This is a genomic window from Mucilaginibacter sp. (assembly GCF_039925265.1).
Lineage (GTDB): Bacteria > Bacteroidota > Bacteroidia > Sphingobacteriales > Sphingobacteriaceae > Mucilaginibacter.
The window spans coordinates 69,530-94,377 of the sequence record NZ_JBDSZG010000050.1; the positions used below are offsets into that span (position 1 = coordinate 69,530).

Genomic DNA, 24,848 nt, shown 5'->3' on the forward strand with positions numbered 1-24,848 from the left:
CACCAATTATTCACACCTATGGCACCTCGGCTGCGTTTATTTATACTATCATTTATCGCTTTTTTTTTATTAGGATCGTGCGATGCACAGTCAACTATTAAAGCCGATACACTAACCGCCCAACAATTAAAGCCTTATGGGCGCTATTTGTATAACCAGCAGCATAACCTGGAACTGATAAGTTCGGCAGTGCATTTTGGTATTAGCTTTACCGGCGAAACCTGCGCATTATACGTAAGCCTTGCCGATGCAAGTGCGCATAATTACCTGCAATACGAGCTGGATGGCGTTTATCAAAAACGGCTACGCGTAAACGGAAACTCAAAAGCGCCTATCGTAATAACTACCACACCCGGCAAGCACACCATCTGGATCTATAAGGCCACCGAGGCACATACCGGGGCAATAATTATAGAGAAGATCGCTGCCGAGAAAATAACGCCCTTATCGGTACAAAAACTGCCCCTGATCGAGTTTATTGGCAATAGTATTACCTGTGGTGCAGCGGCAGATGCTTCTGAAGTGCCGTGCGGCACGGGTGCCTACCACGATCAGCATAACGCTTATATGGCCTACGGCCCAAGGGTGGCCCGGGCACTTAAAACCAATTTTATTTTAAGCAGCGTAAGCGGCATCGGCATTTACCGCACCTGGAATATGGATAGCCCGTCTATGCCGCAGGTTTATGAGAATGCAGATTTCCAGGTGGGTGGGCAGCAGAAATGGGATTTTACTACCTACAGCCCCAAAATTGTAAGCATCGCTTTAGGCACAAACGATATCAGTAAAGGCGATCGCGTACACCCACGCAAACCTTTTGATACCGCGGTTTATGAAGGCAACTTTGTAAAATTTATTCAGTTGGTAAAAACTAAATATCCTAAAGCACAGATAGCTTTATTAAGCAGCCCAATGGTAAAGGGTGAATCCGGTAAAATGTTAGAGAACTGCCTGAGATCCATCAAAGCCAAAATTGACGCGCTTTACCCTAAAGATAAACCCGTTGCCACCTTCTTTTTCCCGCCGATGGATCCACGCGGTTGCAGCGGGCACCCCAGCGTGGAGGACCATGCTATTTTAGCGGAGCAGCTTAACCCCTTCTTCAAGAAGTTGTTAAAAGATTAGCAGGGGATTTCAATCCATCCAGCCGGCAACCGGCTTTCGTAAAAGACTGAGGCTTATAAATGCCCGCAGGCAAAGTGAAGGCATGAGTAATAATTGACCATTTTTGCTGCTCAGCATGGCATTAAAGGTTTAATTTTGGCTTTATGCGCAACAGAATTTTAAAGCCGTTTGCACATATTTGCCATCAAATTACAAAATGTTTATGCAAAACATCAAAAACATCATATTCGACTACGGTAACGTTATCTTCAGCATTGATTTTCGCATCGCGCAGCAGGCTTTTAAAAAACTGGGCGTTACCGATGCCGAAGGCTTTTTCGGCCACCGCCAGCAGGACCAGATCTTTGATAAATTCGACCGTGGCGAGGTTACCGCTGATGAGTTTCGTACCTATGTAAAGAAAAAGATAGGCAATGCCGAGGTTACCGACCAGCAGATCACCGATGCCTGGAACAGCCTTTTATTAGGCATCGCCCCCGGCAATCACGACTTATTATTGAAACTGAAAGACAAATACCGCACTTTCCTGCTCAGTAATATCAATGATATTCATTACACCTACATCATGAAGTATCTGAAAGATGAATTTGGTTTTGATAATAACGAGCATCTCTTCGAGAAAACCTATTACTCACATCTGGTTGGCAAACGTAAACCCGAGCGGCATATTTTTGAACAAGTGCTTAAAGAGAACAACCTTATTGCCGCCGAAACGTTGTTTATAGACGATAGTCCGCAGCACCTGGAAGCAGCCAAAACATTAGGCATAAAAACCTTTTTAATGACCGTGCCCGATACCCTGCAGGCTTTCGCCAAACGCGAACATTTAATTTAGCACCTATGTACACAACCCTGCTGCATCAATACCAGTTATTACTCTCCGCCCGTACGGCTTTGTTTGATTATTGCGAAACGGTAAAAACGGAAGATCTGCTTACGCCGCTTGCAACATTCAATAACGAAAGCATGATAACGCAATTGATGCACGTGGCCAACTGCTACTTGTTTTGGTTATCAAAATCTCTGATGGAGCAACAGCGCCCCTTCTTTAAAAACGACGAGCACCAGGACCTGCCCGCTGTACGCAACGCATACGCGCAGGTAGACCTTGTGATGAATGATTTTTTGCATCATTTCACCAATTCATTCGATCAGCAGATCCTCATCACACGGCCGGATGGCAGCCAGCTAACGCGGTCGCCCTTTGAGGTATTTACCCACGCTATCACGCATGAATTTCATCACAAAGGGCAGGTGGTAAATATGAGCCGGCAATTGGGCTATGTGCCGGTTGATACGGATGTGGTGAGGGAGTAATAATCGCTTAACCACCTCGTCTTTGCGAGGAACGAAGCAATCTTCTGATAGGCAGGTCGGCGATTGCAAGGCCGTTATGCAAAGTTCTGAGATTGCTTCGTTCCTCGCATGACGCTTGAGGAAAAATCCGAAATTCGAAATCTTTCTACCCCCTTCTCTTCTTTTCCTTGACGATCAAACTTAGCTCCCTGCTCATTTGCCCGGCAATAGCGGTGTTCTCCTGCGCACGGCGGAACAGGTATGGCAACACGGCTTTTATAGGCCCATAGGGCACGTATTTGGCTACGTTGTAACTGCCATCGGCAAGGTTAAAGCTCAGGTTATCGCTCATGCCCAGCAGTTGAGAAAAATATACGTGGGGGTTATTGTGGGCTATTTTCTTCTCGTCGAGCAGGTCGGCAAGCAGGCGGCAGCTGTCCTCGTTATGGGTACCGGCTACAATGGCTATCTTATCTACATGGTCGGCACAAAAAACAAGGGCGTCATTGTAATCGCGGTCGGTGGCGGCTTTATCCGGCTGTATTGGTGATGGATAGCTGCGTTCTTCGGCCCGTTTACGTTCCTTTTCCATGTAAGCGCCGCGCACTATTTTCGCGCCTAAAATGAAGCGTTCATCCTCGGCAACGGTAAAATCGGTAATAATGGAGGCCAGCTTATCGTGGCGGTACATTTGGTAGGTATTGTAAACAATAGCCTGTTCTTTATTAAAAAAGCGCATCATGTTAATGGCCAGGTGGTCGATGGTTTTTTGGATCCAGCTTTCTTCGGCATCTATCATCACAGGTACACCTTCAGAGTGGGCCATTTCGCAGATCTCCAGCACACGATCCTGCACTTTTTGCCATTCCATCTGTTCGTCCATATTCAGTTTCAGGCCTTCATCCAGTTTCTCTAACAAAGAAAAACGGCCAACGCCTGTAACTTTAAATACGGTAAGGGGGATGGCTTTATCTTTAGACGCCCGCACAATGGTGCGGATGATCTCATCGCGGGTGTTATCAAAAACAGACTCATCATCCTCTCCTTCTATCGAATAATCGAGGATGGTACCTACGCCGCCATCGGCCAGGTTTTTTATGGTTTTGTTGCACTCCTCAATGGTTTCGCCGCCGCAAAAATGTTTAAATATGGTGGCTTTGATGAGGCTTTTGATAGGCATGCCTATCTTCATAAAAAAGTTGGTGATAGGAGGGCCTATCTTCACCAAAAAATTCACGTTGATAACCTTAAACAGCCAGTAGGCGCGGTTAAGGTCGGTATTGCTGGAGTGTTTAAAAGCGATCTCGGTATTTTCGAAGGACAGTTTGTTATTCATCTATAGTTCATGGTTGATGGCTGATTGCTCATAGTTCATAGGTGATGGTTCATGGCAGCTGCGGGCTACTATGAACTATTAACCATGAACTATTAACTGCCAACAGGCTGCAAAATTATAAAATGATAACCCATTATTGCACGAATAGTTTATTTTTGCCACCCATGATTGAATTTAAGGTAATCGGCGACTATATCCCCATGATACAACTGCTAAAAGCGGCCGGCTTGGTACAAACCGGCGGCGAAGCCCAAATAGCCGTGCAATATGGCGAGGTAAGTTATAACGGTGCCATAGATTACCGCAAACGCTTGAAAGTTAAACCCGGCGATTTGGTTGAATTCAGAGGTCAGCAGATCAAGGTGATATAATATGAACACAATACAAAGCGACGGCTACCAGATATTTTTCGAAGACAGCTTAACCCAGCTGGTTAATTTTATAAAAGAGGGCAAATACTCCCGCAGTTTTGTTTTAACCGACGAGAACACAGCAGTACACTGCCTGCCCCTGTTGCAGCAATACCTTGGCGAGGCGGACAATTTTGATATCATTGAAATAAATGCGGGCGAGGAGAGCAAAAACCTTGATTTTTGCATAGGCGTTTGGAAGATGCTGATAGATTTTGGTGCCGACCGTAAAGCCCTGATGATAAACCTTGGCGGCGGTGTAGTTACCGATCTGGGTGGTTTTGTGGCCTCTACTTACAAACGAGGTATCGATTTTGTACAGGTGCCCACTACCCTGCTTTCGCAGGTGGATGCTTCCGTTGGGGGCAAAACCGGTGTGGATTTGGATAGCATCAAAAACATCATCGGCACATTTACACAGCCAAAAGCGGTGTTTATGGTGGCCGATTTCTTTAAAACCCTGCCCGAACGCCAGATCCTTTCCGGCCTTGCCGAGATGCTAAAACACGGCCTGATCTGCGATGCCGCCTACTGGGATAAACTAAAAACCAGCGACCTTAGTCTGCCTGCCATAGAACTGGTACACCGTTCGGTAGAAATAAAAAACGAAGTGGTTATTGAAGACCCGCACGAAAAAGGCATCCGCAAGGCTTTAAATTTTGGGCACACCGTTGGTCACGCGGTAGAAACTTATTCTATGCTGAACGACAGCAACCCGCTCACCCATGGCGAAGCCATTGCTGTTGGTATGGTGTGCGAGGCCTGGCTCTCTAATAAAAAAGTTGGCCTGCCTGATGAGCAACTGGCGGAGATAGCTGAAGTATTTGGTAAACTTTATCCTAAACATTCTATAGCCGATGATTGTTATTCTGCATTGTTCCAACTCATGCAGAACGATAAGAAAAATCAGAACGGCCAAATAAATTGCACCCTGCTGACAAGCATTGGGCAATACAGTATTGATAATATCTGCACTGAGCAAGAACTTTGCGACAGTTTGAGATATTACACTACTTTATAGAAAAATGCCCCCTTTAGATGCCCGAAACGAAGCTGTAGCGATACTGGTAGGTTTGCTGGTACTCCTTACTTTAACCGAGATGTGGTTTAGCTATCGCGAAAACCGGCACTACTACGAAAAGAGGGACACGCTTACCAATATCTACCTCACTACGCTTGCTTTTTTCATGAACCTGCTGGTAAACGGCATGGCTTTCTTTCTGCTGAACTTTGCTTACCAGTTCAGATTTGTGCAGATAAATAACCTGTTTGTGTATTGGTTTGTACTGGTGGTAGCACAAGATTTTTTGTACTGGGTGCTGCATTATACCGGGCATTACTGCCGGCTATTTTGGGCCATGCATGTAACCCACCATTCCTCGGAGCATTTTAATTTTAGTACAGGCTTCCGTTCAACCGTGTTCGAACCGTTATACCGCACTTTCTTTTACATGCCACTGGCGCTGTTTGGCTTTACCGCGGTGGATATTTTATACGCCTACCTGCTTACGCAGCTATATGGCAATTTGGTGCATACGCAATACCACATCCCGCTGCCCAAATGGTACGGCTATATTTTTGTAACACCGGCCCATCACCGGGTGCATCATGCAAGCAACATCCCCTACCTCGATAAAAATATGGGCATGATGTTTATTGTGTGGGACAGGCTATTCGGCACCTTCCATGACGAAGACCCTGCCGAACCTGTAAAATACGGGCTTACCCACCAGCCGGAGGATTTGGGGCCGGTAAATATCCTCTTCCACGAATGGAAAGCGTTACTGCACGATGTAAAACACGCGCCGGGATTAAAGAACAAGCTTTTATATTTTGTTAACCCGCCCGGCTGGAGCCACGACGGTAGCACGCAAACAGCAAGGGCGATGCAGCGGGAGTATAATGAGAAAGAAGTTTAAAGAAACTAAATTATTATGATGCTGGTTTCAATCGGTGATAAACGCAGGCAACCACAGCTGCCGGCAAAAAAACCGATATAAGGTTTATCAGCGCCATATGATCCATAAAAGGCATGCTGTTCACAATAATAACAGTAACGACAAAGGCACCAAAATAAGACAGCGCTAAAAGGCCTTTACTTTTCCCAGGCAGATTAATAAATATCAGGCTGATAAAAAATACGATAACGGAAACCACATAAATAAACCCGGTTAATAAAGCTTCCTCGCCGTGGGCGCTTGCCAACAACGGCAGAATCAGGAAAATTATTGACAAGGTTATTTTTGGGGTTTTCATCTTCTAAATGTATTATTTAATATAACATTTTCAAATTTCTATTGTAACATGTAGTACTACATGTTACATTTGTATTATGATTGAAACCATCGATAGCAAAGCTTTAAGACTTTATTATGAGGATGGGAATAGCGCTAAATTGCCGCGCGAACAGTTATCTAAAATCGCCAGAATCTTAACAGCCCTGGATGCCGTATCATCTGAAGATGACATCAAGCAGCTTGGTTCTGGAATACATAAGCTGACTGGAAATATGAAAGACTACTGGTCGATGAAAGTTAGTGCCAATTATCGAATCATCTTTCGTTTTGAAGACGGCAGTATCTTCGATGTTGATTATATAGATTATCATTAAAACAACCACCATGCTAAAAAGAGGATTACCACCATCGCACCCCGGCGAAATACTGAAGGAGATGTTCATTACTGAACGTGGCTTAACAATCACCGAAGTAGCTAAAGGGTTGAACATGGCAAGGGCAAACCTATCGTCCGTAATTAACGGCCATTTGGGTATCAGCCCGGAATTAGCTGTAAAGCTTTCCGAAGCGTTCGGTAATTCTGCCCAATTTTGGGTGAACCTGCAAAACAACTATGAATTGTGGCATGCGGAGCGGAAGATAGACCGCGCCGGTATCCGGCATTTTTACAAAAAAAGCGCTTAGTTTTTGTAACCCCCTGCTAAACAGTTACGCTATTTAGTATGTTTCTGAGCTCTACCTAATCCTTTAGCTTTGAAAACGTAGTAAAGCGCTATGGTTGTCAAAACCGGAAACACGAGTATTACCCAAATTGCAGCATCGCTATCCTCGAATGGCAACTTATCAGCGAAGAAAAACATCGCGGTAAAAGTTATGAAATAAGTGATGGATAATATTACCCTTGTAATTACCGGAAACCTCACAAACAACAACATCACAAATAACACTCCGGCCATAACCGCCGGGATAAAAACAGCAAGTATTTCCTCTCCATGAGCTTCTGCCATTAAAGGCAACAGGGTTAAAAAAATAAAGAGAGTCCGCCCTATATTATTCATTACAAAGATTCTTCCGCCACCAACTTCCCTTCAGCAAACCGCGTTATCATCATGGCTGCTATGGTATCGCCCGTAGCGTTTAACAAGGTAGCAACAGGATCTATTAGCGTACCAATAATAATAGCCGGTGGCAGTGCTTCAGGCGGGAAGCCATACGCTGATATAAAAAGCAATTCGCCTATATACCCGCCGTTGGGGATGCCGCCTTCTACAATGCTTACCAAAACGGTCATCCCAAGGGCAATAACGATTACTCCCGCGCTATCAAAGCCTTTGCCGAACATGGCAAAAACAACCGCCATTTTTAATATAGAGGATATGCTGGAACCATCTTTATGCAATGTGCCACCCAGCGGGATAGTGATCCCGGCTATTACGTTGCTCACGCCCATTTTCTTGGCCGCATCTAAATTAGCGGGGATGGTAGCAATGCTGCTGCAGGTTGCAACAGCCGTGGCAGACGGGATGATGTTATTACGCCAATAACGCCTGATGCCGCTGATACCGCCGGCAATAAAAGCGTAAAGCGAATAAAATACAGCGTATAAAAACAGGCTAACCCCATAGCCGATCCCCAAAACATGGGCATAAGTGCCAAATAAGCTCGGTCCGAAAACGGCCACCTGGTATGCAAAGTATGCGCCCAGGCCAACCGGGCCCGCTTTCATGATGATGATGAACACTTGTTTAAATACCTCATTGCCGGAGTTTAAGAAACCGGCAAATGCTTTGCCTTTATCGCCCGACCGTAATGCGCCGAAGCCCACTAATATGGCAAAGATGATCATGGCCAGCATGTTCTTACGCGATAAGAGGTTGAAGAATTCGCTGGTGGTAAATAATTGCACAACAGAATCGCCGGTGAATTTTTTGCCGGCTTCGCCTGATAGATCCACTGACGCGGCACCCATGCTGTTGCCAATCGGCAGTATCCATAAAGCAATAATGGTTAATATAGCAGCCACCAATATCGTTCCCAGAAAAACCGCGGTCATTACACCCATAATTCGGCTTAGCTTTTGCGTACCCTGCAGGTTGGCGATAGCCGATGCAATAGCGAAGAAAACCAGCGGGATCACGGCTACAAACAGCAGGTTAAGAAAAATATCGCCGATGGGTTTTAATACCTCAGCATCTTTACCAAGTACAACGCCCACTATGGAGCCGACGAGGATCCCCGTAAGCAGCCAAATAATCCCGCTATAATTTTTTATCCAGTTATTCATATCAGTAGTGCTTGCCGTAACCGGCATTGGTGAAAGGTAAAAATTTTATCGCATTAAATCGCGGCTACAGCTACCCCTCCATAATATTTGCAGATTTTTTAAAGGTTGACAATTCAATATACCTTTTTTGGCCCGATCAAAGCCCATTTTTGCTACTTTTGCGCCTCAGCACAATAATATACTATGGAAACTACTTTCGCAACCATTGCCAACAATATCAAGGCACGCCGCACCATCAAGCCGTCTACCATGAACGGTAATAAAATACCAAACGGCCATGTGGCCTCCATTTTAGAGCTTGCCGACTGGGCGCCTACCCACGGTTTAACCGAGCCATGGCGTTTCATTGTATTTGAAGAGCCTTTGAAATATTGCGCGCAGCACGCCGAGATCTACAAAGCCGGCACTACCGAAGAAACTTTTAACGCCACCACCTTTGCTAACCTAAGCAGCCAGGGTAATAATACATCGCACGTGGTTATTGCCTACCAAAAACGTGGCGATCTGCCAAAGATCCCGCAGTTCGAGGAGGTTATAGCGGCATCATGCGCAGTGCAAAATATGCTTTTAGGCGCTACTGCCTTAAACATCGGCGCGTTTTGGAGCACCGGAGGCATGGCCTTAAAACCAGCATTCGCAGAACATTTCGGCCTGGGCACAGAAGACAGCGTATTAGGCGTTATCTATTTAGGTTATACCGAAACCCAGCCAGCCGGTGTACGCAAAATTCCGATAGAGGAAAAGATTATCTGGAATAAATAACAACAATACGCAGGCTCCCTACGTATAAAAAAGCCTCATTCAATTCCTTATTTAAGAAGGAATTGAATGGGGCTTTTTCCTTTTCACCAATTATTTGAATTAACCAATTTGAAACAAATTATCCTTAAAGTATACGATTGCTTTGCAATGACAATATTTTTACCTATATTGCGTATATTTGTTCTAACAAATCACAATTTGTAAACCAACAAATCCTGTACCTGCGTTCCCTGACTTGATTAAATTATTGGATTAAACCGTATAAATTATGAAAAAGAATCTTTGGTGGACTATCTGCGTTTTATTGTTAATTTCTACAACTGTTATCAGTTGGAAACCTTCAAACGCGTCAAAAAATATTGAGGTAAAATCGGCAGTTACGTTAGGCGCGAAAGAATATTTTGCGCAATACGTAAACGATATTTACCAGGCTGCACAATTGCAGCAATCGGGTATGGATGTTGCCGTGTTTCAGAAAGCGATCACCGGCTATTTAAACCTGAAACTGGCCAACAAACTGCCCAAAAACAGCAATATTATAACCGTGATCGATTTTAATAAGTCGAGCCGCGAAAAACGGATGTGGATCATCGACGTGGTTAACAAAACCCTGTTACTGAACACTCTTGTTGCTCACGGACAAGGCAGTGGTAATGATATGGCAACCGCTTTTTCAAACAATAACGAATCGCACCAGAGCAGCCTTGGTTTTTACTTAACCGATGATGTTTACATGGGCAAACACGGTCGTTCTTTACGCCTTAACGGTTTAGATCAGGGCATCAACAGCGGAGCTTTAGCACGTGGTATTGTTGTACACGCCGCTGACTATGTAAGCCAGGGTACTATTAACGCTATTGGCCGCTTAGGCCGCAGCTTTGGTTGCCCGGCAGTAAGCCCAGCCGTTTCTGATTTGGTTATCAACACCATTAAAGGACATTCAATGCTATTTATCAATGGAAACAGCAGCAATTATACATCTAAATTTTTAGATGAAAGTGCTCCTTTAAACTACCTGATGCCCGCTGGTATCGATACTGCGAAAGTAGATTCGAGCCGCGTTGCCAGCCTTTAATACTACTAACCAATTATAAATAATAAAGCCCGGTATCATCTCTGATACCGGGCTTTATTATTGTTATAGATTTCACAGATTAGAATTATACTCTTATCTCATATCTAACGTCTCATATCTACAATTTCGCTAACTGATCTGTAGTTGGTAAAAACTTTTGCAGGTGGCCGTATAGCACTATATCCAACCCATAAACATCCGGGCGGAACTGGATAATGCCGCTACTATCTGCCCAGCAAGTTACGTACGTAATGTAAACCGGCATTTTGGTAGGCACACCAATGGTAGTTGGTTCCGGGTTATCCTCGCCCATTGCTTTGGTAATCCTGTCAAATGTAGCACCCTGACCAAATAGTTGTTGCGCAAGACCTTGTGGGTCGCCCAGACGTACACAGCCATGGCTTACCGCGCGCATTGCCCAGTTAAATGGTTCTTTAGCCGGGGTATCGTGCAGGTAAACGCTGCTTTTATTATTGAAAAGAAATTTAATCTTCCCTAATGCATTATCATCACCGGGGCGTTGTTTAAACTCATATTTATCTTTCGGCGCGGATGCCCAGTCTATAGTTTCGGGGTCTTCTATCTTCTTTCCATTCTCGTAAGCATCAATATTTTTATTATCCAGATAGTAAGGGTCTTTAGCAGCTTCTACCATAATTTCTTTACTGGCTATGCTTTCCGGGATATTCCAAACCGGGTTAACCTGTACACTGTGGATCATACTGTTCAGCTGTGGGGTTTCACGGCTAAAAGGGCGGTCTATTTTATCACTTTCGTCATAATCTACCAGCGAATTTTGTTTATCCTTATTACGCCCTTCGCCAACACACACCTTCATATTTAATACCGAATGGCCGTTTTCCATTACATCTAAACGGTAATCAGGAATGTTCACGATCACGTATTTTGCCTGGCTTGGTTTGTTCTTCCAGCGCAAGCGTTCCATGTTGGCAACCAGGTAACGGGTTGTTTCTTCTTTGCTCATACCCGGCGCTGTGCTGCCATCCACCAAAGCCTTTTGTAAGGCCAAGTATTGCGGGTCTTTAGGCTGGATGCTATCCAGGTAAGCTTTCATGTTGGTGATGTAAAAGATCTTCGACATGCCTGCGCTATCCGGGCGTTTGGTTTCGGTAAAATAGCGCTCGTATATTTTACGCGGGCTTAAAATGCCATATTGTAACGCATTAGAATAATTAATAAGTGAGTTTGCCGTGGTGATCTCCAGCAAAGCGATATCGCGGTAGGCTTCATCAAGGTTTTTGATCGCTTTCTTATCCTGGAATTTATCAACCAGCGCCTTTATCTTATCGGCATTGAACATCTTGGGGTCCAAGCCATGCTGGCTTACTTTTTCAAAGTAATTGGCTGTAAGATCTACATCGCCATTAAAAATATGATCCACTACAAAGGCAGGGTCATAATCGTTTTGCTCGTAATAAGCGGTGATGAGATTGGGGTTGGTCATGTTTTTGCGTTCGTCAACCAAAACCTGTTTAAATACATCGGCAAGGCCTTCGGGGGTGGCGTCTTTAAAAACCTTGTTCTTGGTTTTTTTATAAAGTTGCGCGCCCAGATCCGACCGGCTTTTTTTACAACTCTGGCACACCAACAACAAAGCTGCAAACAATAGCAGCGCGGGCATAAGAGAGATTTTTTTTAAGTTGAAGTTTATCATCGGTATGAATTATAATATTAATTTTGGTTGCATATAGCAATAGCTATACCACAATTCCAATTTCGTTTAAAACGTTTATTTCCGGCGATAAAGCCCGTTCAACCGTATGAAAAAAATAGTATTCCTGATCCCTATTTTACTGCTTGTTGCCTGCAGCCCAATGGCGCAAACTTTTAAACCAGTAAATAAAAATGCCAGTAAAGAAGCTACCGACCTCCTGGCCTACCTGTACGAAATAAACGGTAAGCATATCCTATCGGGCCAGCATAATTATAACAGCGATCTGAACGTATTCTCCGATTCGGCAAAGGCCATTACCGGCAAGTACCCTGCGCTTTGGGGAACCGATTTTATTTTATGGGGCGATAAAGACCTTGGGCAGAACATTGTAAACGAATCGATAAAAAAATCGCGCGAGGGCTATTTGGTTACCCTGATGTGGCACCAGGGCAGGCCGATTGACAACCCACCCTACGGCTGGAAAGAAAGTGTGCAAGGGAAATTAACACCTGCGCAATGGACGGAACTAACCACTCCCGGCACCGCGTTAAACAAAAAATGGATGGCCCAAATAGATGTTATTGCCGGTTATTTGAAGCAATTACAAGATGCTAAGGTGCCAGTTCTTTGGCGCCCTTACCACGAGATGAACGGCGTTTGGTTTTGGTGGGGAAACAAAAAAGGCCCCGATGGCATTGCCAAGCTTTACAAAATGATGTACGACAGGTACACCAATTACCATCATTTAAATAACTTAATTTGGATATGGGGTGCCAACAGCCTGCGCGATATCCCTGAGGATGAGGCATATCATTATAAAGATTATTACCCGGGCGCTAATTATGTAGATATTTTAGGTACAGATGTTTATCACTTCGATTACGAGCAAAGCGACTATAACGAATTGCTTGCCCTGGCTGCCGGGAAACCTATAGCGCTTACGGAAAACGGCGAGATCCCTAATCCGCAGGTGCTAAAAGCGCAGCCAAAATGGCTTTGGTTTATGACCTGGACCAGCTGGCTTTGGACCGATAACCCCAAAGGCCGCGCAAAGGAAATATACAACCTGCCGCAAACGCTTAACCACGATGATGTGAAGGCCAAGCTCGCCACCAGGCCCTAACCCCATGAGCACCCAACCCGAAGTTTGGCTACGCGGCCCCCTGCCTGAAATACCCGTTTTATTGCAGCCGGTAGCACACGCCCTATTGCAGGCGCGCGAAGAGTTGAATGAATTGATGACGGATTTCCCTGATGAATTACTGTGGGAAAAGGTAGCGGGTATGGCATCACCTGGGTTTCATTTACAACACCTCACGGGTGTTTTAAACAGGCTTTTTACTTATGCACAAAATGAAATACTTACGCCCGGGCAATTGGAGTATCTAAGCAAAGAGGGCAAGCCGACCAATAAAACATACACTACTCCATATTTGGTGGAGGCTTTTAACAAGCAGGTAGATGCGGCACTGACTCAATTGAGCGGGGTTGATACAGCATCTCTAAGCGATTACCGGCCAGTGGGCAGGGGAAAGTTGCCATCTACGGTTATCGGGCTTTATACGCATTCGGCGGAGCATACCATGCGGCATTTGGGGCAGTTGCTGGTGACGGTGAGGGTAGTGAGGGGTGAGTAGGGAGTAGATTAATAGCCTGGTTGAACACCGTGTTACTTCCTTATTTTCCTACTATCCTCAGCACCTCTTTATAATCCTTTCCTCTATGCGTTACTGTTGCCTCGGTATGCTTATCGCCCGGGTCAAAAAGGAAGGTATCGATGCCTAAGTCTATCGCTGCTTTTATTTCTGATTTGGGGTCGTCGCCTATTACTAATACATCTTCTGCAGTATACCCGTTATCAGCCATGATCATTGCGAAAACATCTTTTTTGGTTTGGCCGGAAAGCTCGGGATCAACAATATAAATACCTTTAAAATCGGCCTCAATGCCCAGCATTTTTACCTTACTTAATTGCAGTTTGGTAAAGCCGGTTGTGACCAGGTATTTATCAATATCTATCGAACGTATATCTGCATACTCGGGAAAAGCGTGCATGGCATCTGTAAACTCGATATTGCTGAGCATTTCCATCCCTTTTGCTTTTAGTTCGGCACTAAAGCCAAACTCATCGGCTACATGCTGGTAAGGGCGGCGGGTAAGCTCATCTTTTGCTTTATTAACCATATCGCTGTCGCCGGGTTCCAGTTGCTCGTCAATCAGTCTAAATAGTTTACCGAATAGGTGGTGAGCGATGGAATTTACGGGATAAATGGTGTTATCAAGATCGAGGATGAGTACGCGTTTCATAGGGGTAAAGATAGGGATGGATTTTAAATCAGGTAGTCACAAAACAACAATTAACGTCATCCTGAACTTGTTTCAGGACCCCACTGGACAGGCAGCCACATACAAAGCCGCCTTGCACATGCCGACTTTGCATGTGGGGTGCTGAACTAAATCGGCATGACGTATTTCACGTGAAGGGTATAGATATTATTTGTTTGGCAAAACCTTTTGCCACCCATTGCGTTACCCTCCTAACACATTCACAATTAATTATTTACAGACACGTAAACCTTTCATCATGACAAACCCATCCGCCCCAAAAAGAATCACCTGGATAATTGGCTTAGCCTGCGGCATCGCCGGTATTATTGGCCATTTAATAGCAGTTCCATATTTAACGTTATACAGCTTTACGCTGGTAATGATCGGCTTTATCGTACTGGCGGTGGGGACGACTTTTCGGGGGCTTTAACCCGCAAGCCATAGCAGCTTTTTATATACTTCCTGGGGAGTTACCATGTACACACATCCTATATTTGCCCCATGGGGCTATCTGTTTGTAGAATTTTGCCAGGGAATTAATTGTGCACTTTAGGTGCTACCCCTAATTTGCAAGTTAGACACAGCACTCGGTTTGGGTAACCCCTAACGGGGCAATTAAATGTTTTATTTATAAACTACAAACAGGTAATCCCTAACGGGACATAGAATTTTGCTTAATTGTAAAAAATGTAGGCACACAGTAGCTTGGGGAGGGAATAAAATAAAAGTGTCCCTACTCCCCCATCTCCGCTTTGGCCAGCTTAATATCGGCCACTACTTTGGTTTCGGCATTAAAGCGGTACATCAGCAAAACGCCTATGGTAACTGCCGCGCAAATACCTCCCAGCAGCCACCATAATACCCGGAAACCGCCATGCTGTATCACCTGGCTGCCCAAAGCGGGCGCGATAACCTGCGCTGCCGACCACGACATTGTATACAACGCCGCGTACTGACCGCGGTTATGCTCTGATGAGCGGGTTACCCAAAAGGAAGTACCAAAAGGCATACTTAACATTTCGCCAAAGGTGATAATAACAACTACGAGCAACCCCGCTGCTACGCCGGGCGGTAAAAAATTGAGCAGCACGTAACCGATGCCGGTAACCGCAACGCCGCTGGCGATGAAAATCAGGGGGTGCTTTTTACCTTCGAGATAGTTGATCATCACCATTTCTACCACTACTATCAAAATGCCGTTGAGGGCAAGTAAAAAGCCGATAAGGCTTTCGCTAAAATGCCATTCGAGCTTATAAAACACGGGCTCCATTAAAAAGAACTGGAAGAAGCAGATGTTAAAAAAAGTGGTGAGGCCGATAAACAGCAGGTAGGTTTTATCCTTATATGCCGAAACGGTTGCTACGGCAGTACTAATCACCTTTGCTGCCTTTGTGAAACTTGAGCGCGGGATGAGTTTCAGCAGCATCAGCGCGGCAAGGATGTTGGTGCATCCGTCTACCCAAAACAACAAATGGTAGTTAATGGCCGCCAAAGCGCCGCCCGTGCCCGCACCAACTGCCCAGCCCAGATTAACGGCCAGCCGATGCAATGAATAAGAACGCGTTTTATTTTCGGGCTTGCTATAAAAGGCAATGGCCATAGAATTTGCAGGCCGGAAAGATTCGTTACAGAAACTCAGCATAAATGCCCCGATAGCCATGTGCAGAAACGTGGTTTGAAAACCCAACAGGATAAACATGCAACCGCCGGCAAGCAGGGTGCCTGTTTGCATATCGTAAAAACCTATCCTATCGGCAAGCCAGCCGCCGATGTACGCGCCGATGATGGAACCCAGCCCAAAAAGCGCCATGATGATACCCGCCTGGCTAACCGTGAAATGCAGTTGATTGATGCAGTAAAGCGTGAGGAAAGGCACCACCATAGTCCCGGCCCGGTTAATAAGCATTACGATGCTTAAATACCAGTTGTTGCGGCACAAGCCGCTGTAAGCTTTTTTATATAGTTGCAGTATTGACACGGTATCAGGATTTATATTTAAGCGGCTATTCGTTAACAATTATTGACCACGATTTACGGATAGTCCCCATAACTTAGTTTAGAACTTATCGTAGTTGGGCCATTGTTTAATTGCACTACGTATCTTCCACATCAGTTCATCCAGTTCTGAACCAAAATCGCCTTCCTTACGGGTGTTGGTCATTACTGCCCAACAGAAACCCTGATGCGTACGGGCAACAATGGACTGCTCACCGGGTAGGCTGCCGTTGTGCCAGTAATTACCTGCTTTATTTACGGCCCAACCCTTAGCATAAGTTGGCTCAACTGTTGATGCCGTGTACATGGATTGTAGCGTAACTGGTTGCAGGATATCAACCTTTTGCGGGAATTTATCTACCCTAACTACAAACTTCACCAAATCGGTAGGTGTGGCTATCCAGCCACCGTGGCTGTCCATACGCCGCTGATCCATAGTGTAAGGGCTTTCGTCTTTATCGTAATAATAAACTTCATTTAGTTTACGCTCGCTTAAAGTATTGCCGCCTATCTCCATGGTGCTAATTCCTGATGGGACCAGCACGTTCTTACGGACAAATTCGGCATACTTCAGCCCGCTTACCTTTTCAATTACACGACCCAGCACGCAAAATCCAAAGTTAGAATATAGAAAATCGGTACCGGGTTCATGGCTGAGCGGCTGGTTATCCAGCGTCCAACTAATAAGTTGGGCTTGTGATAGTTCGGGATGCATAAACATCGGGTCGTTATCGCGATTGCCCCAACCGCCGCCCAAATGCTCTAATAAGTTCTCAACGGTAATTGCTGTAACCCACTTGGCGTAATTTTTTTTGCCATAAGTGGTGCCCAGCACCGCGCCTCTGCCAAATACTTTATCGCTTAAGCGCAATTTGCCCTGCTGCACCAACAGCATGATAGCGGTAGCCGTAAAAGGCTTGCTTACGCTGGCAATACGGAAACGGTAAACAGCATTAAGCTTTTGCTTTTTTACGCTATCGGCATAACCATAGGTACGTTGTAGCTTTAGGCTGTCGTTTTGCGCAATGGCCAGTGACACACCCGGCACATCATATTTGCACATAAAAGCATTTACAATGCTATCTACAGCCTTTATATTTTGCGGTAGGTAGCCGGAAGGCAAAGCTTCATTTGCAGGATGCTGTGCAATTACAGCGTTGCTAATAAGGAATAACAGTAATAACGTGAACCAGATTTTCATAACAACCTCATTGAAAATTCAAGGTAGAAGTTTTTATCTATAAAGATACAGACGAGCGAGATTTTTGCCACATGACAAGTGGAAGTCTTAAAGTCGCGACTATACACTATCCATATTAAGGGCTTTCTTACTAATCTAAACGCGAAACCCTATTCCTTAACCAATGGTCTGCCAGTACCAACGCGGCCATGGCTTCTACAATAGGTACGGCACGGGGAACCACGCAAGGGTCGTGGCGGCCTTTGCCGGAAATTTCGGCGGCGTTGCCTTCGCTATCTACCGTTTGCTGGTTGTGCATAATGGTGGCCACGGGCTTAAAGGCTACCTTAAAATCGATAGGCATACCATTGCTGATACCGCCCTGGATGCCACCACTGAAATTGGTGATGGTAGTTACTTTACCCGCCTCGTCCTTTACAAAGATGTCGTTATGTTCCGAGCCGCGCATTTCGCTGCCTGCAAAGCCTGAACCAAATTCAAAACCATGTACGGCGTTGATGCTGAGCATTGCTTTACCAAGGTCGGCATGCAATTTATCAAAAACCGGGTCGCCAAGGCCCACGGGGCAATTTTGAATGTGGCAGCTCACTTTACCGCCAACGGTGTCGCCCTGCTTGCGGATGCTGTCGATAAATTCTATCATCTCCTCCGCAGTGGCCAGGTCGGCACAGCGGACGATGTTCTTCTCTCTTTCCGCTAAAAATTCTTCTGCGCTGGTAATGCTCACATTTGGCGCATCAATTTTACCAACGCTGCTCACGTGGGCCAGCACTTCGATGCCTTGCGTTTTCAGCAATAGTTTTGCCAGCGCACCGGCTGCAACACGTGCCGCCGTTTCGCGGGCAGAAGAACGGCCACCGCCGCGATGATCGCGGATACCGTATTTGGTATGGTAGGTATAATCGGCATGCGATGGGCGGAACACGTCTACATTGTGCCCGTAATCCTTAGATCGCTGATCTTCATTAGGGATGATCATGGCGATAGGCGTACCGGTGGTTTTCCCCTCGAACGTACCCGAAAGGATCTTCACCGTATCAGCCTCTTTGCGCTGCGTAGTTATTTTGCTTTGGCCGGGTTTACGTTTATCCAATTCGCCCTGGATGTAATCAAGGTCTACGGTTAAGCCCGCCGGGCAGCCATCTACTATTACGCCGATAGCCTCGCCATGCGATTCGCCAAAAGTTGTTATTCTGAATAATTGCCCGAATGAGTTACCTGCCATGTGGCCCCCTAACCCCCTGAAGGGGGAATGTTTTGTATTGTGAATTTATAAATTAAGCCCGATTAAAACTCCTGCTCCCCCTTCAGGGGGTTGGGGGGCTCGCATGAAACCCCACCTTCGCCAGATCTGTCCAGAACGCCGGGTACGATTTTCCTACCACATCGGCATCTTCAATTTCCAGTTCGGGAATCAGGATGGCCAGCGGCGCAAAAGCCATGGCCATGCGGTGATCGTGGTAAGTGCTTATAAACATGCGCTGCGGCAATTGCTTTTCGCTGCAATCCAGTTTGTAAACCTGCCCTTTTTCTATCAGCTTAACGCCAATTTTTGCCAGTTCGGTTTGCAGGGCCAGAATCCGGTCGGTCTCTTTAATTTTTAAAGTTTCCAAGCCGGTAAAGGTTGCTTCGTGGCCCAATGCCGCGCATACCACAATAACGGTTTGCGCCAGATCCGGGCATTCCTTCATATCAAAGATCTTGCGGAAGATGGGCTTAACTTCTTTGGTTAAATGCACGCCGCCATCCTTAAACTGCGAGGTGATGCCAAAGTTGGCCATTATCTCGGTGATCACGCTATCGCCCTGCAAGCTATACGAGGTTAAGCCGGGCAGAAATAATTCCGCCTCATCGCTTAGCGCCGCTATAGCGTACCAGTAAGATGCCGCGCTCCAGTCCGGTTCTATGTGTAACGATGTGGTTGCAAACTCCTGATTTGGTATAGAAATGACACTCCCCTCCCAGGTGTGCAGTATATTTGCCTCCTTAAGCATAGCTAACGTCATTTCTACATAAGGACGCGAGGTTAACTCGCCTTCGATATGTAATTCCAAACCAAAAGGCAGCTTGACAGCGATGAGTAATAGGGCAGTGATATACTGACTGCTGATATTACCTTTTATACTGATCTTACGAGTTTGCTGCTCAAAGCTGCCTTTAAGTTTGATAGGGGGATACCCCTCCTGCTCTTCATAATCAATTTGGGCACCCAACGTCCTCAGCGCATCAACCAATATACCTATTGGCCTTTGCTTCATCCTCTCACTGCCCGTTAATATTACTTCTTCATTCCCGATGCCATAGTACGCCGTTAAAAAACGCATGGCCGTACCAGCGGGACCGATGTTGACGGTTTTTGGTTCATGGTTAATAGTTGATGGTTCATAGCCGGAAGACGAAAGATTCTCGTCTATCACTTCAACCTCATGCACTTCATCTGTGCCCACAACTACCTCCGGGCTTTCAACTTTCGACTTTTGACTTTCGGCTTTCGTCTTCCTCAGAATCCCGGCTAATAAAACGGCATCCGCCGCATCAGACACGTTTTCCACTTTTACCTTACCATCGCTCAGCGCCTCAATGATCAATGCCCGGTTACACTCACTTTTAGATCCCGTGAGTTGTATCGTTCCATTGGCCGATCTGCCTGTTTTGGTAAGTATGATGTTATGCTTCATTTTTAGTTCGTTTGGGTAGTTCAATTGAGTGCAACCCATGTTTTTGCAAATTCAATAAATGCTTCATTTACAAAGCTAAATACCGTCACATTGGGGATATGGTTCACCTCCAGCAAATATTTCTGCCCATTGGCCGCAACCATATAATCTACCCCGACTATCTCCAGCGCAAAATGCTCAGCGATATGTTTGCTATCGGCAAGTAAGTCACTGTCAATCGGCATCTCTGCCGATCCTTCGTTATGGATAGATTTTAGCCAAGTATCACCAGTGAGTTCTATTTGCCAGGCCTTATCGCCTATTATCATTATCCTCACGGCTTCGCCTGTTATAAACGCTTCAATAACAGACGACTCTTTACTTTGCCAGTCGCCCGCAAATCGTTCTTTATCCTCGCCGCAATGCCAAATACCCCATTTTGCAACGCTTTCTGTTTCGGTAAAATAACTATCCTGCCCTATAACCATTCCTCGTTTAATACCCGAAAAAACTGAGGCCTTCAACGCCCTTGCCAAGCCAGGTATGCGTTGCCGCAAATCCATCATTGCCATAGCGTTTGGCAAACACGGCCCGTTCCACAACGCAAGTAGGGTTATAAAATCAAAGTCGTGTTCAAATATCCCGTGAAAGATAACAGCATCAACACGGAGGAATTTCCCCTGTACTGTAGTACTTTCTACAAATAACTGCCCTTCAACAAGCTGTACTTTTGGCAAAACATCGCAATGCATTATCAAATAATCAAAGCCAATTCCTTGCTTAATGGCCTGTACATCTGCGGGTTCTAAACCTACTACTAATAATCTTTTCTTATCCATTGCCTTTGTTGTAACGGCGCAAATGTTTTGTTTTTGCGCCCTGTAAGTACCTGGCGCAAAAACTTATAGAAAGCTTATTACGCGTGTGTTAATTTCTCTGCTGCCTGGCCTGCTTCGCTTTTGTTCATGATCTCCGTTTGTTTGCGGATAGATTCGCTGTGCATCAGTTCCAGTAATTTCTCTGTAAACTCGGTGCTCAGTTTTAATGCTTTTGCGTAGCTGGTGCGTTTGTGCAAGATCTCGTCCCAACGGTTTACCTGCAAAATGGTGATGTTGTTATCCCTTTTGTATTCACCAATTTTCTCTACTATCTTCATACGCTCAGCCATTTTTTGGATCACCAGGTCGTCAATTTTGTCTATCTGGTTACGCAGTTCGGCCAATTTATCGTTCAGTTCGGTGTTACGAACTTCTGGTTTACGCAGGTGCAGGTTGGTGATGATATCAGCAAGCGCGGCTGGCGTAACTTGTTGCGCTGCATCTGTCCAGGCTACGCTTGGGTCGATATGCGATTCGATCATCAGGCCCTGCATATCAAGGTCTAACGCTTTTTGCGAGATATAACCGATCAGGTCGCGGTTACCGGTGATGTGGCTTGGATCGTTAATGATCGGCAAGTGCGGTGCAAGGGTTTTTAAACCGATGGCCAGGTCCCACATTGGTTCGTTACGGAAAGCAGACTTTTCGTAAGAAGAGAACCCGCGGTGAATAGCCGCCAGTTTGGTGATACCCGCGTTGTTTATACGCTCTAAAGCGCCAACCCATAAAGAAAGATCGGGGTTAACCGGGTTTTTTACCATTACCGGTACATCAACACCACGCAGTGCATCAGCAATTTCCTGTACGGTGAACGGGTTTACAGTTGAACGTGCGCCCACCCAAAGGATATCTACACCAGCTTTTAAAGCTTCTTCAACGTGTTTGGCTGTAGCAACTTCTACGGCAGTTGGCAAGCCGGTTTCTGCTTTGGCGCGTTTTAACCACTCCAAACCAATGCTGCCGATACCTTCAAACTCACCCGGACGGGTGCGTGGTTTCCAGATACCTGCGCGCAGGGCGCTTATTTTACCTGTTTTAGCTAATAGGTGAGCGGTAGCCACCAGTTGGTCTTCCGTCTCGGCGCTGCATGGGCCGGCAATTACAAGTGGTTCGATACCTGTTTTGTTGATCCAGGTATTAAGCGGTTGTATGTTTAAGTTCAGTTTCATATCGTTTTTTATTGTTCCGGAATCGGGCAGGCCGAATGTCCGGAAGTAATTTTGGGGTTATGTTATTTTATTGTTATCTGTTTAATTTTATTCTTTCGGGCTATCGTTACTGTCGAATAACCGATCTCTATTTTCCTTCTTTCGGACTTTCCGACTCCGGACTTCTTACCGGCTTTATTCTATTTTCTTGATGGTGATATACTTTTTTGCTTTTTGTGCCTTTGGTAATAAGGGTGCTATTTCTTCCTCGAACCGTTCATACTCGCCCAAAATATTGAAGTTTTGGGTGTATTTTAAGATCTGGCGAATGCAGGCATCGTAATGCTTGGTCTCCGCCCACTCTATGTCTACATAAAAATTATATTCGTTACGCTTGCCTAAAACCGGCATGCTTTGAATTTTGCTCATGTTCACGTTTTCCTGCGCGAAGATGTTGAGCACCTTGGCCAGCGAGCCCACCTCGTTACTCACCTGGAAACAAAGCGATGCCTTGTTACCCGCTTTCTTTTTAGCGTTCTCGTGCGTGGTCAGGATCAAAAAGCGGGTAAAATTCTTTTTATTAGATTCTATCCTGCGTTCCAAAACATCCAGTCCGTAAAGGTTTGCGGCAAGCGCGTTAGCTATGGCAACGGTATCGGTCAATTGCTCATCGCGGATGCGTTTGGCACAGGCGGCGGTATCGTTGCTCTCTACTATCTTCAGGTTAGGATATTCATCAAAAAAATCAACACACTGGCGAATGGCGATGGGGTGCGATGTTACGTATTTTACATCCTCAAACTTCACACCAGGCAAAGCCATCAGGTGCAGCTGTATGGGCACGTATACCTCTCCTACCACCGGGAAACTGTAACTCATCAACAGCGAGTAATTGGGCAGGATGCTGCCGGCAATGCTGTTTTCTATGGCCATTACGATGTAGTCGGCTTCGCCGTTCTTTAGCGCCTCGAAGGTTTGTTTAAACGAGTTGCACTCTATCGTGTGGATCTTTTCGCCAAAAAACTTAAATGCGGCCTCCTCGTGGAAGGAAGCGCGGATCCCCTGTATGGCAACTCTTGGTATTTCGGTTTTCATCATTGTGTTAAAGCAAAAAAGTCCCGCCTTTTTGGGCCGGGACTTTTCAGTTTTTTGTATGTTTTGTTAGTACATATCAGTCCCGGCTTTTACTGCTAAAGTAAAAGTAGAAACCATAAAAATATGCACGTGAATTGTTCATTGTTGTTGTTATGCCGTAAATGTACAAGTAAAAATCAATTTGTCAAGAGATAATTTTATTTTTTGTTAAAATTTGTAGGCGAACAGAATTTTATTGGGTAAAAAAGATCGTTTACTTATGAATACCGTGGTGCTGCCGCATTTTTTTAACCCGATTTAAAATTTTAGATTAGCTTACCAATTTGAGCCTCCATGACAGCCACCGAATACATCAGCCAGCAACTCCCCGAGCGCCAGCCTATCATGACCGCCCTTCACGACGCCATTATGGCTAATGATAAAACCGTAGTTTCCGTTGTGGAGCCTATGATGGGTAAAGAAATGATCATTTACAAAGAAGCTACAACCATGAAATACGCGCTATCCGGCGTAAAAGCACATATCTCGTTACATTGCCTGCCCATGTATATGAACCCGACGATACATCAAAAATATGAGCCGTTGCTGCCTTTAGCCAAATTCCAGAAAGGCTGCGTTAATTTTACCTTTGAGGAAGCGATGCCGATGGAGATAGCTACACAACTAATTGCAGATTGTGCAGGGATAAGTATTGTGGCGATGCTGGAGAACAGGAAGAAGAAAAAGTGAGATGTAAGATTTAAAGAATTGGAACTATCCAGTTACATTAATTTTGTCTCTTCTCTTACTTGCAAAATGCCCTATAACAACGGCAACTACACCGCATGTTACGCCTTCCAATAGCACACTTATTTCAACAGGGTATAGTAGATAAGCATCAACACCAGGGATGTAATCGCGGTGTAGACTGGTTACATGTATCACAAACAACTCAAACAACCATCCCAAATTCATTAAGAGAGCAACTAAAAAAAGAAAGTAAGCATTTCTGCCTAACTTTTTGATGAGTAACGAGAACGGCAAAAGGGTAACTGAGACCCACATAAACCAATAGAAAATTGCATAAGAGCCTACAGCTCGTGCGGGAATAATGTATTGCATGTATTCTACTCCCCCAAAATAACTATAACCAAACTCGCCAACCAGCTGAACAATGTAAAGAACTGTATGAGAAATCAACAGCCATTTTATAATTGCTAACGCATTTTGTGTTTGAACTTTGCCTTTAAAAATCGCCCAGATAATGATTATCACAGGCACACTTATAAATGTGCTCCTGATAAAAACATCAAAAAACAAGCGGAGCAGGCTATTAAAAAGTTCCATTAGGTGATAACGTGTTAGGG

Annotated in this window: 28 protein-coding genes; 14 read left to right on the forward strand and 14 right to left on the reverse strand. The window is 45.2% G+C overall.

From position 1 onward, the window contains the following. Positions 1–18 precede the first annotated feature (18 nt). The 3 genes from ABIX36_RS23105 (at position 19) to ABIX36_RS23115 (ending at position 2,442) form a co-directional block, all read left to right on the forward strand. Positions 19–1,125 carry a GDSL-type esterase/lipase family protein gene (locus ABIX36_RS23105; protein ID WP_348084532.1) on the forward strand — a complete coding sequence of 369 codons (1,107 nt, stop codon included), beginning with the start codon at positions 19–21 and terminating at the stop codon, positions 1,123–1,125. A 202-nt stretch (positions 1,126–1,327) separates the two neighbouring features. After that, positions 1,328–1,960, forward strand: a complete 633-nt coding sequence (locus ABIX36_RS23110) for an HAD family phosphatase (protein WP_348084533.1) — start codon at positions 1,328–1,330, stop codon at positions 1,958–1,960. A 5-nt stretch (positions 1,961–1,965) separates the two neighbouring features. Beyond that, complete coding sequence (locus ABIX36_RS23115) at positions 1,966–2,442, forward strand: DinB family protein (protein WP_348084534.1); 477 nt, start codon at positions 1,966–1,968, stop codon at positions 2,440–2,442. A gap of 145 nt (positions 2,443–2,587) precedes the next feature. Here ABIX36_RS23115 and ABIX36_RS23120 read toward each other — a convergent pair whose 3' ends face one another. Beyond that, a complete protein-coding gene (locus tag ABIX36_RS23120) occupies positions 2,588–3,757 on the reverse strand; it encodes a proline dehydrogenase family protein (protein WP_348084535.1) in 1,170 nt (389 codons plus the stop codon). A 164-nt stretch (positions 3,758–3,921) separates the two neighbouring features. Here ABIX36_RS23120 and ABIX36_RS23125 point away from each other — a divergent pair, with 164 nt between their 5' ends. From ABIX36_RS23125 to ABIX36_RS23135, 3 genes are read left to right on the forward strand one after another with little or no spacing between them, the layout of a single operon-like run. After that, positions 3,922–4,128 (forward strand): RNA-binding S4 domain-containing protein, encoded by a 207-nt coding sequence (locus ABIX36_RS23125; RefSeq protein ID WP_128533335.1) that lies wholly within the window; start codon positions 3,922–3,924, stop codon positions 4,126–4,128. 1 nt (position 4,129) lies between these two features. Continuing rightward, the gene (gene aroB, locus ABIX36_RS23130) at positions 4,130–5,188 is read left to right on the forward strand and encodes a 3-dehydroquinate synthase (protein ID WP_348084536.1); all 1,059 of its coding nucleotides are present in this window, start codon (positions 4,130–4,132) and stop codon (positions 5,186–5,188) included. 4 nt (positions 5,189–5,192) lie between these two features. Then, positions 5,193–6,086 (forward strand): sterol desaturase family protein, encoded by an 894-nt coding sequence (locus ABIX36_RS23135; RefSeq protein ID WP_348084537.1) that lies wholly within the window; start codon positions 5,193–5,195, stop codon positions 6,084–6,086. Between the two features lie 13 nt (positions 6,087–6,099). Here ABIX36_RS23135 and ABIX36_RS23140 read toward each other — a convergent pair whose 3' ends face one another. Further along, entirely contained in the window at positions 6,100–6,423 is a 324-nt protein-coding gene (locus tag ABIX36_RS23140; RefSeq protein ID WP_348084538.1) for a hypothetical protein, read from the reverse strand. A gap of 76 nt (positions 6,424–6,499) precedes the next feature. Between ABIX36_RS23140 and ABIX36_RS23145 the strand changes: the two genes are divergently transcribed. Next, positions 6,500–6,778: a type II toxin-antitoxin system RelE/ParE family toxin gene (locus ABIX36_RS23145; protein WP_348084539.1), complete on the forward strand. Its 279-nt coding sequence runs from the start codon at positions 6,500–6,502 to the stop codon at positions 6,776–6,778. Positions 6,779–6,788: 10 nt separating this feature from the next. Then, entirely contained in the window at positions 6,789–7,088 is a 300-nt protein-coding gene (locus ABIX36_RS23150; RefSeq protein WP_348084540.1) for a HigA family addiction module antitoxin, read from the forward strand. A gap of 29 nt (positions 7,089–7,117) precedes the next feature. Here ABIX36_RS23150 and ABIX36_RS23155 read toward each other — a convergent pair whose 3' ends face one another. Both ABIX36_RS23155 and ABIX36_RS23160 read right to left on the reverse strand, forming a co-directional pair. Then, a complete protein-coding gene (locus ABIX36_RS23155; RefSeq protein WP_348084541.1) occupies positions 7,118–7,462 on the reverse strand; it encodes a hypothetical protein in 345 nt (114 codons plus the stop codon). Further along, complete coding sequence (locus tag ABIX36_RS23160; RefSeq protein ID WP_348084542.1) at positions 7,462–8,715, reverse strand: dicarboxylate/amino acid:cation symporter; 1,254 nt, start codon at positions 8,713–8,715, stop codon at positions 7,462–7,464. The genes ABIX36_RS23155 and ABIX36_RS23160 overlap by 1 nt, the downstream gene beginning before the upstream one ends. Positions 8,716–8,871: 156 nt before the next feature. On the opposite strand from ABIX36_RS23160, the gene ABIX36_RS23165 reads away from it, so the two are divergent. Together ABIX36_RS23165 and ABIX36_RS23170 are read left to right on the forward strand one after the other, a co-directional pair. Continuing rightward, a complete protein-coding gene (locus tag ABIX36_RS23165; protein WP_348084543.1) occupies positions 8,872–9,450 on the forward strand; it encodes a nitroreductase in 579 nt (192 codons plus the stop codon). A gap of 268 nt (positions 9,451–9,718) precedes the next feature. Beyond that, entirely contained in the window at positions 9,719–10,525 is an 807-nt protein-coding gene (locus tag ABIX36_RS23170) for a murein L,D-transpeptidase catalytic domain family protein (protein ID WP_348084544.1), read from the forward strand. Between the two features lie 118 nt (positions 10,526–10,643). Here the strand turns inward: ABIX36_RS23170 and ABIX36_RS23175 are convergent, their stop codons facing one another. Further along, the gene (locus ABIX36_RS23175; RefSeq protein ID WP_348084545.1) at positions 10,644–12,167 is read right to left on the reverse strand and encodes a L,D-transpeptidase family protein; all 1,524 of its coding nucleotides are present in this window, start codon (positions 12,165–12,167) and stop codon (positions 10,644–10,646) included. A 139-nt stretch (positions 12,168–12,306) separates the two neighbouring features. On the opposite strand from ABIX36_RS23175, the gene ABIX36_RS23180 reads away from it, so the two are divergent. Then, positions 12,307–13,323: a glycosyl hydrolase gene (locus ABIX36_RS23180; RefSeq protein WP_348084546.1), complete on the forward strand. Its 1,017-nt coding sequence runs from the start codon at positions 12,307–12,309 to the stop codon at positions 13,321–13,323. 4 nt (positions 13,324–13,327) lie between these two features. Beyond that, on the forward strand, positions 13,328–13,837 hold the full coding sequence (locus ABIX36_RS23185; RefSeq protein ID WP_348084547.1) for a DinB family protein: 510 nt from the start codon (positions 13,328–13,330) through the stop codon (positions 13,835–13,837). Positions 13,838–13,877: 40 nt separating this feature from the next. On the opposite strand, the gene ABIX36_RS23190 is transcribed toward ABIX36_RS23185, so the two are convergent. Further along, positions 13,878–14,507, reverse strand: a complete 630-nt coding sequence (locus tag ABIX36_RS23190) for an HAD family hydrolase (protein WP_348084548.1) — start codon at positions 14,505–14,507, stop codon at positions 13,878–13,880. Between the two features lie 277 nt (positions 14,508–14,784). On the opposite strand from ABIX36_RS23190, the gene ABIX36_RS23195 reads away from it, so the two are divergent. Then, entirely contained in the window at positions 14,785–14,958 is a 174-nt protein-coding gene (locus ABIX36_RS23195) for a hypothetical protein (protein ID WP_348084549.1), read from the forward strand. A 303-nt stretch (positions 14,959–15,261) separates the two neighbouring features. Here the strand turns inward: ABIX36_RS23195 and ABIX36_RS23200 are convergent, their stop codons facing one another. The 7 genes from ABIX36_RS23200 to ABIX36_RS23230 all read right to left on the reverse strand — a co-directional run bounded on the left by ABIX36_RS23200 (position 15,262) and on the right by ABIX36_RS23230 (position 23,502). Next, positions 15,262–16,506: an MFS transporter gene (locus tag ABIX36_RS23200; protein WP_348084550.1), complete on the reverse strand. Its 1,245-nt coding sequence runs from the start codon at positions 16,504–16,506 to the stop codon at positions 15,262–15,264. Positions 16,507–16,584: 78 nt separating this feature from the next. Continuing rightward, positions 16,585–17,724 (reverse strand): serine hydrolase domain-containing protein, encoded by a 1,140-nt coding sequence (locus ABIX36_RS23205; protein ID WP_348084551.1) that lies wholly within the window; start codon positions 17,722–17,724, stop codon positions 16,585–16,587. 130 nt (positions 17,725–17,854) lie between these two features. Next, on the reverse strand, positions 17,855–18,949 hold the full coding sequence (aroC, locus tag ABIX36_RS23210; protein ID WP_348084552.1) for a chorismate synthase: 1,095 nt from the start codon (positions 18,947–18,949) through the stop codon (positions 17,855–17,857). A gap of 82 nt (positions 18,950–19,031) precedes the next feature. After that, positions 19,032–20,402, reverse strand: a complete 1,371-nt coding sequence (gene aroA, locus ABIX36_RS23215; RefSeq protein ID WP_348084553.1) for a 3-phosphoshikimate 1-carboxyvinyltransferase — start codon at positions 20,400–20,402, stop codon at positions 19,032–19,034. A 20-nt stretch (positions 20,403–20,422) separates the two neighbouring features. Continuing rightward, entirely contained in the window at positions 20,423–21,220 is a 798-nt protein-coding gene (locus ABIX36_RS23220; RefSeq protein ID WP_348084554.1) for a hypothetical protein, read from the reverse strand. Between the two features lie 77 nt (positions 21,221–21,297). Next, the gene (locus ABIX36_RS23225) at positions 21,298–22,428 is read right to left on the reverse strand and encodes a bifunctional 3-deoxy-7-phosphoheptulonate synthase/chorismate mutase type II (protein WP_348084555.1); all 1,131 of its coding nucleotides are present in this window, start codon (positions 22,426–22,428) and stop codon (positions 21,298–21,300) included. 174 nt (positions 22,429–22,602) lie between these two features. Further along, positions 22,603–23,502 carry a prephenate dehydratase gene (locus ABIX36_RS23230; RefSeq protein ID WP_348084580.1) on the reverse strand — a complete coding sequence of 300 codons (900 nt, stop codon included), beginning with the start codon at positions 23,500–23,502 and terminating at the stop codon, positions 22,603–22,605. 333 nt (positions 23,503–23,835) lie between these two features. Between ABIX36_RS23230 and ABIX36_RS23235 the strand changes: the two genes are divergently transcribed. Beyond that, a complete protein-coding gene (locus tag ABIX36_RS23235; RefSeq protein ID WP_348084556.1) occupies positions 23,836–24,231 on the forward strand; it encodes a hypothetical protein in 396 nt (131 codons plus the stop codon). Between the two features lie 24 nt (positions 24,232–24,255). On the opposite strand, the gene ABIX36_RS23240 is transcribed toward ABIX36_RS23235, so the two are convergent. Beyond that, positions 24,256–24,828: a hypothetical protein gene (locus ABIX36_RS23240; protein ID WP_348084557.1), complete on the reverse strand. Its 573-nt coding sequence runs from the start codon at positions 24,826–24,828 to the stop codon at positions 24,256–24,258. Between the last annotated feature and the right edge of the window lie 20 nt (positions 24,829–24,848).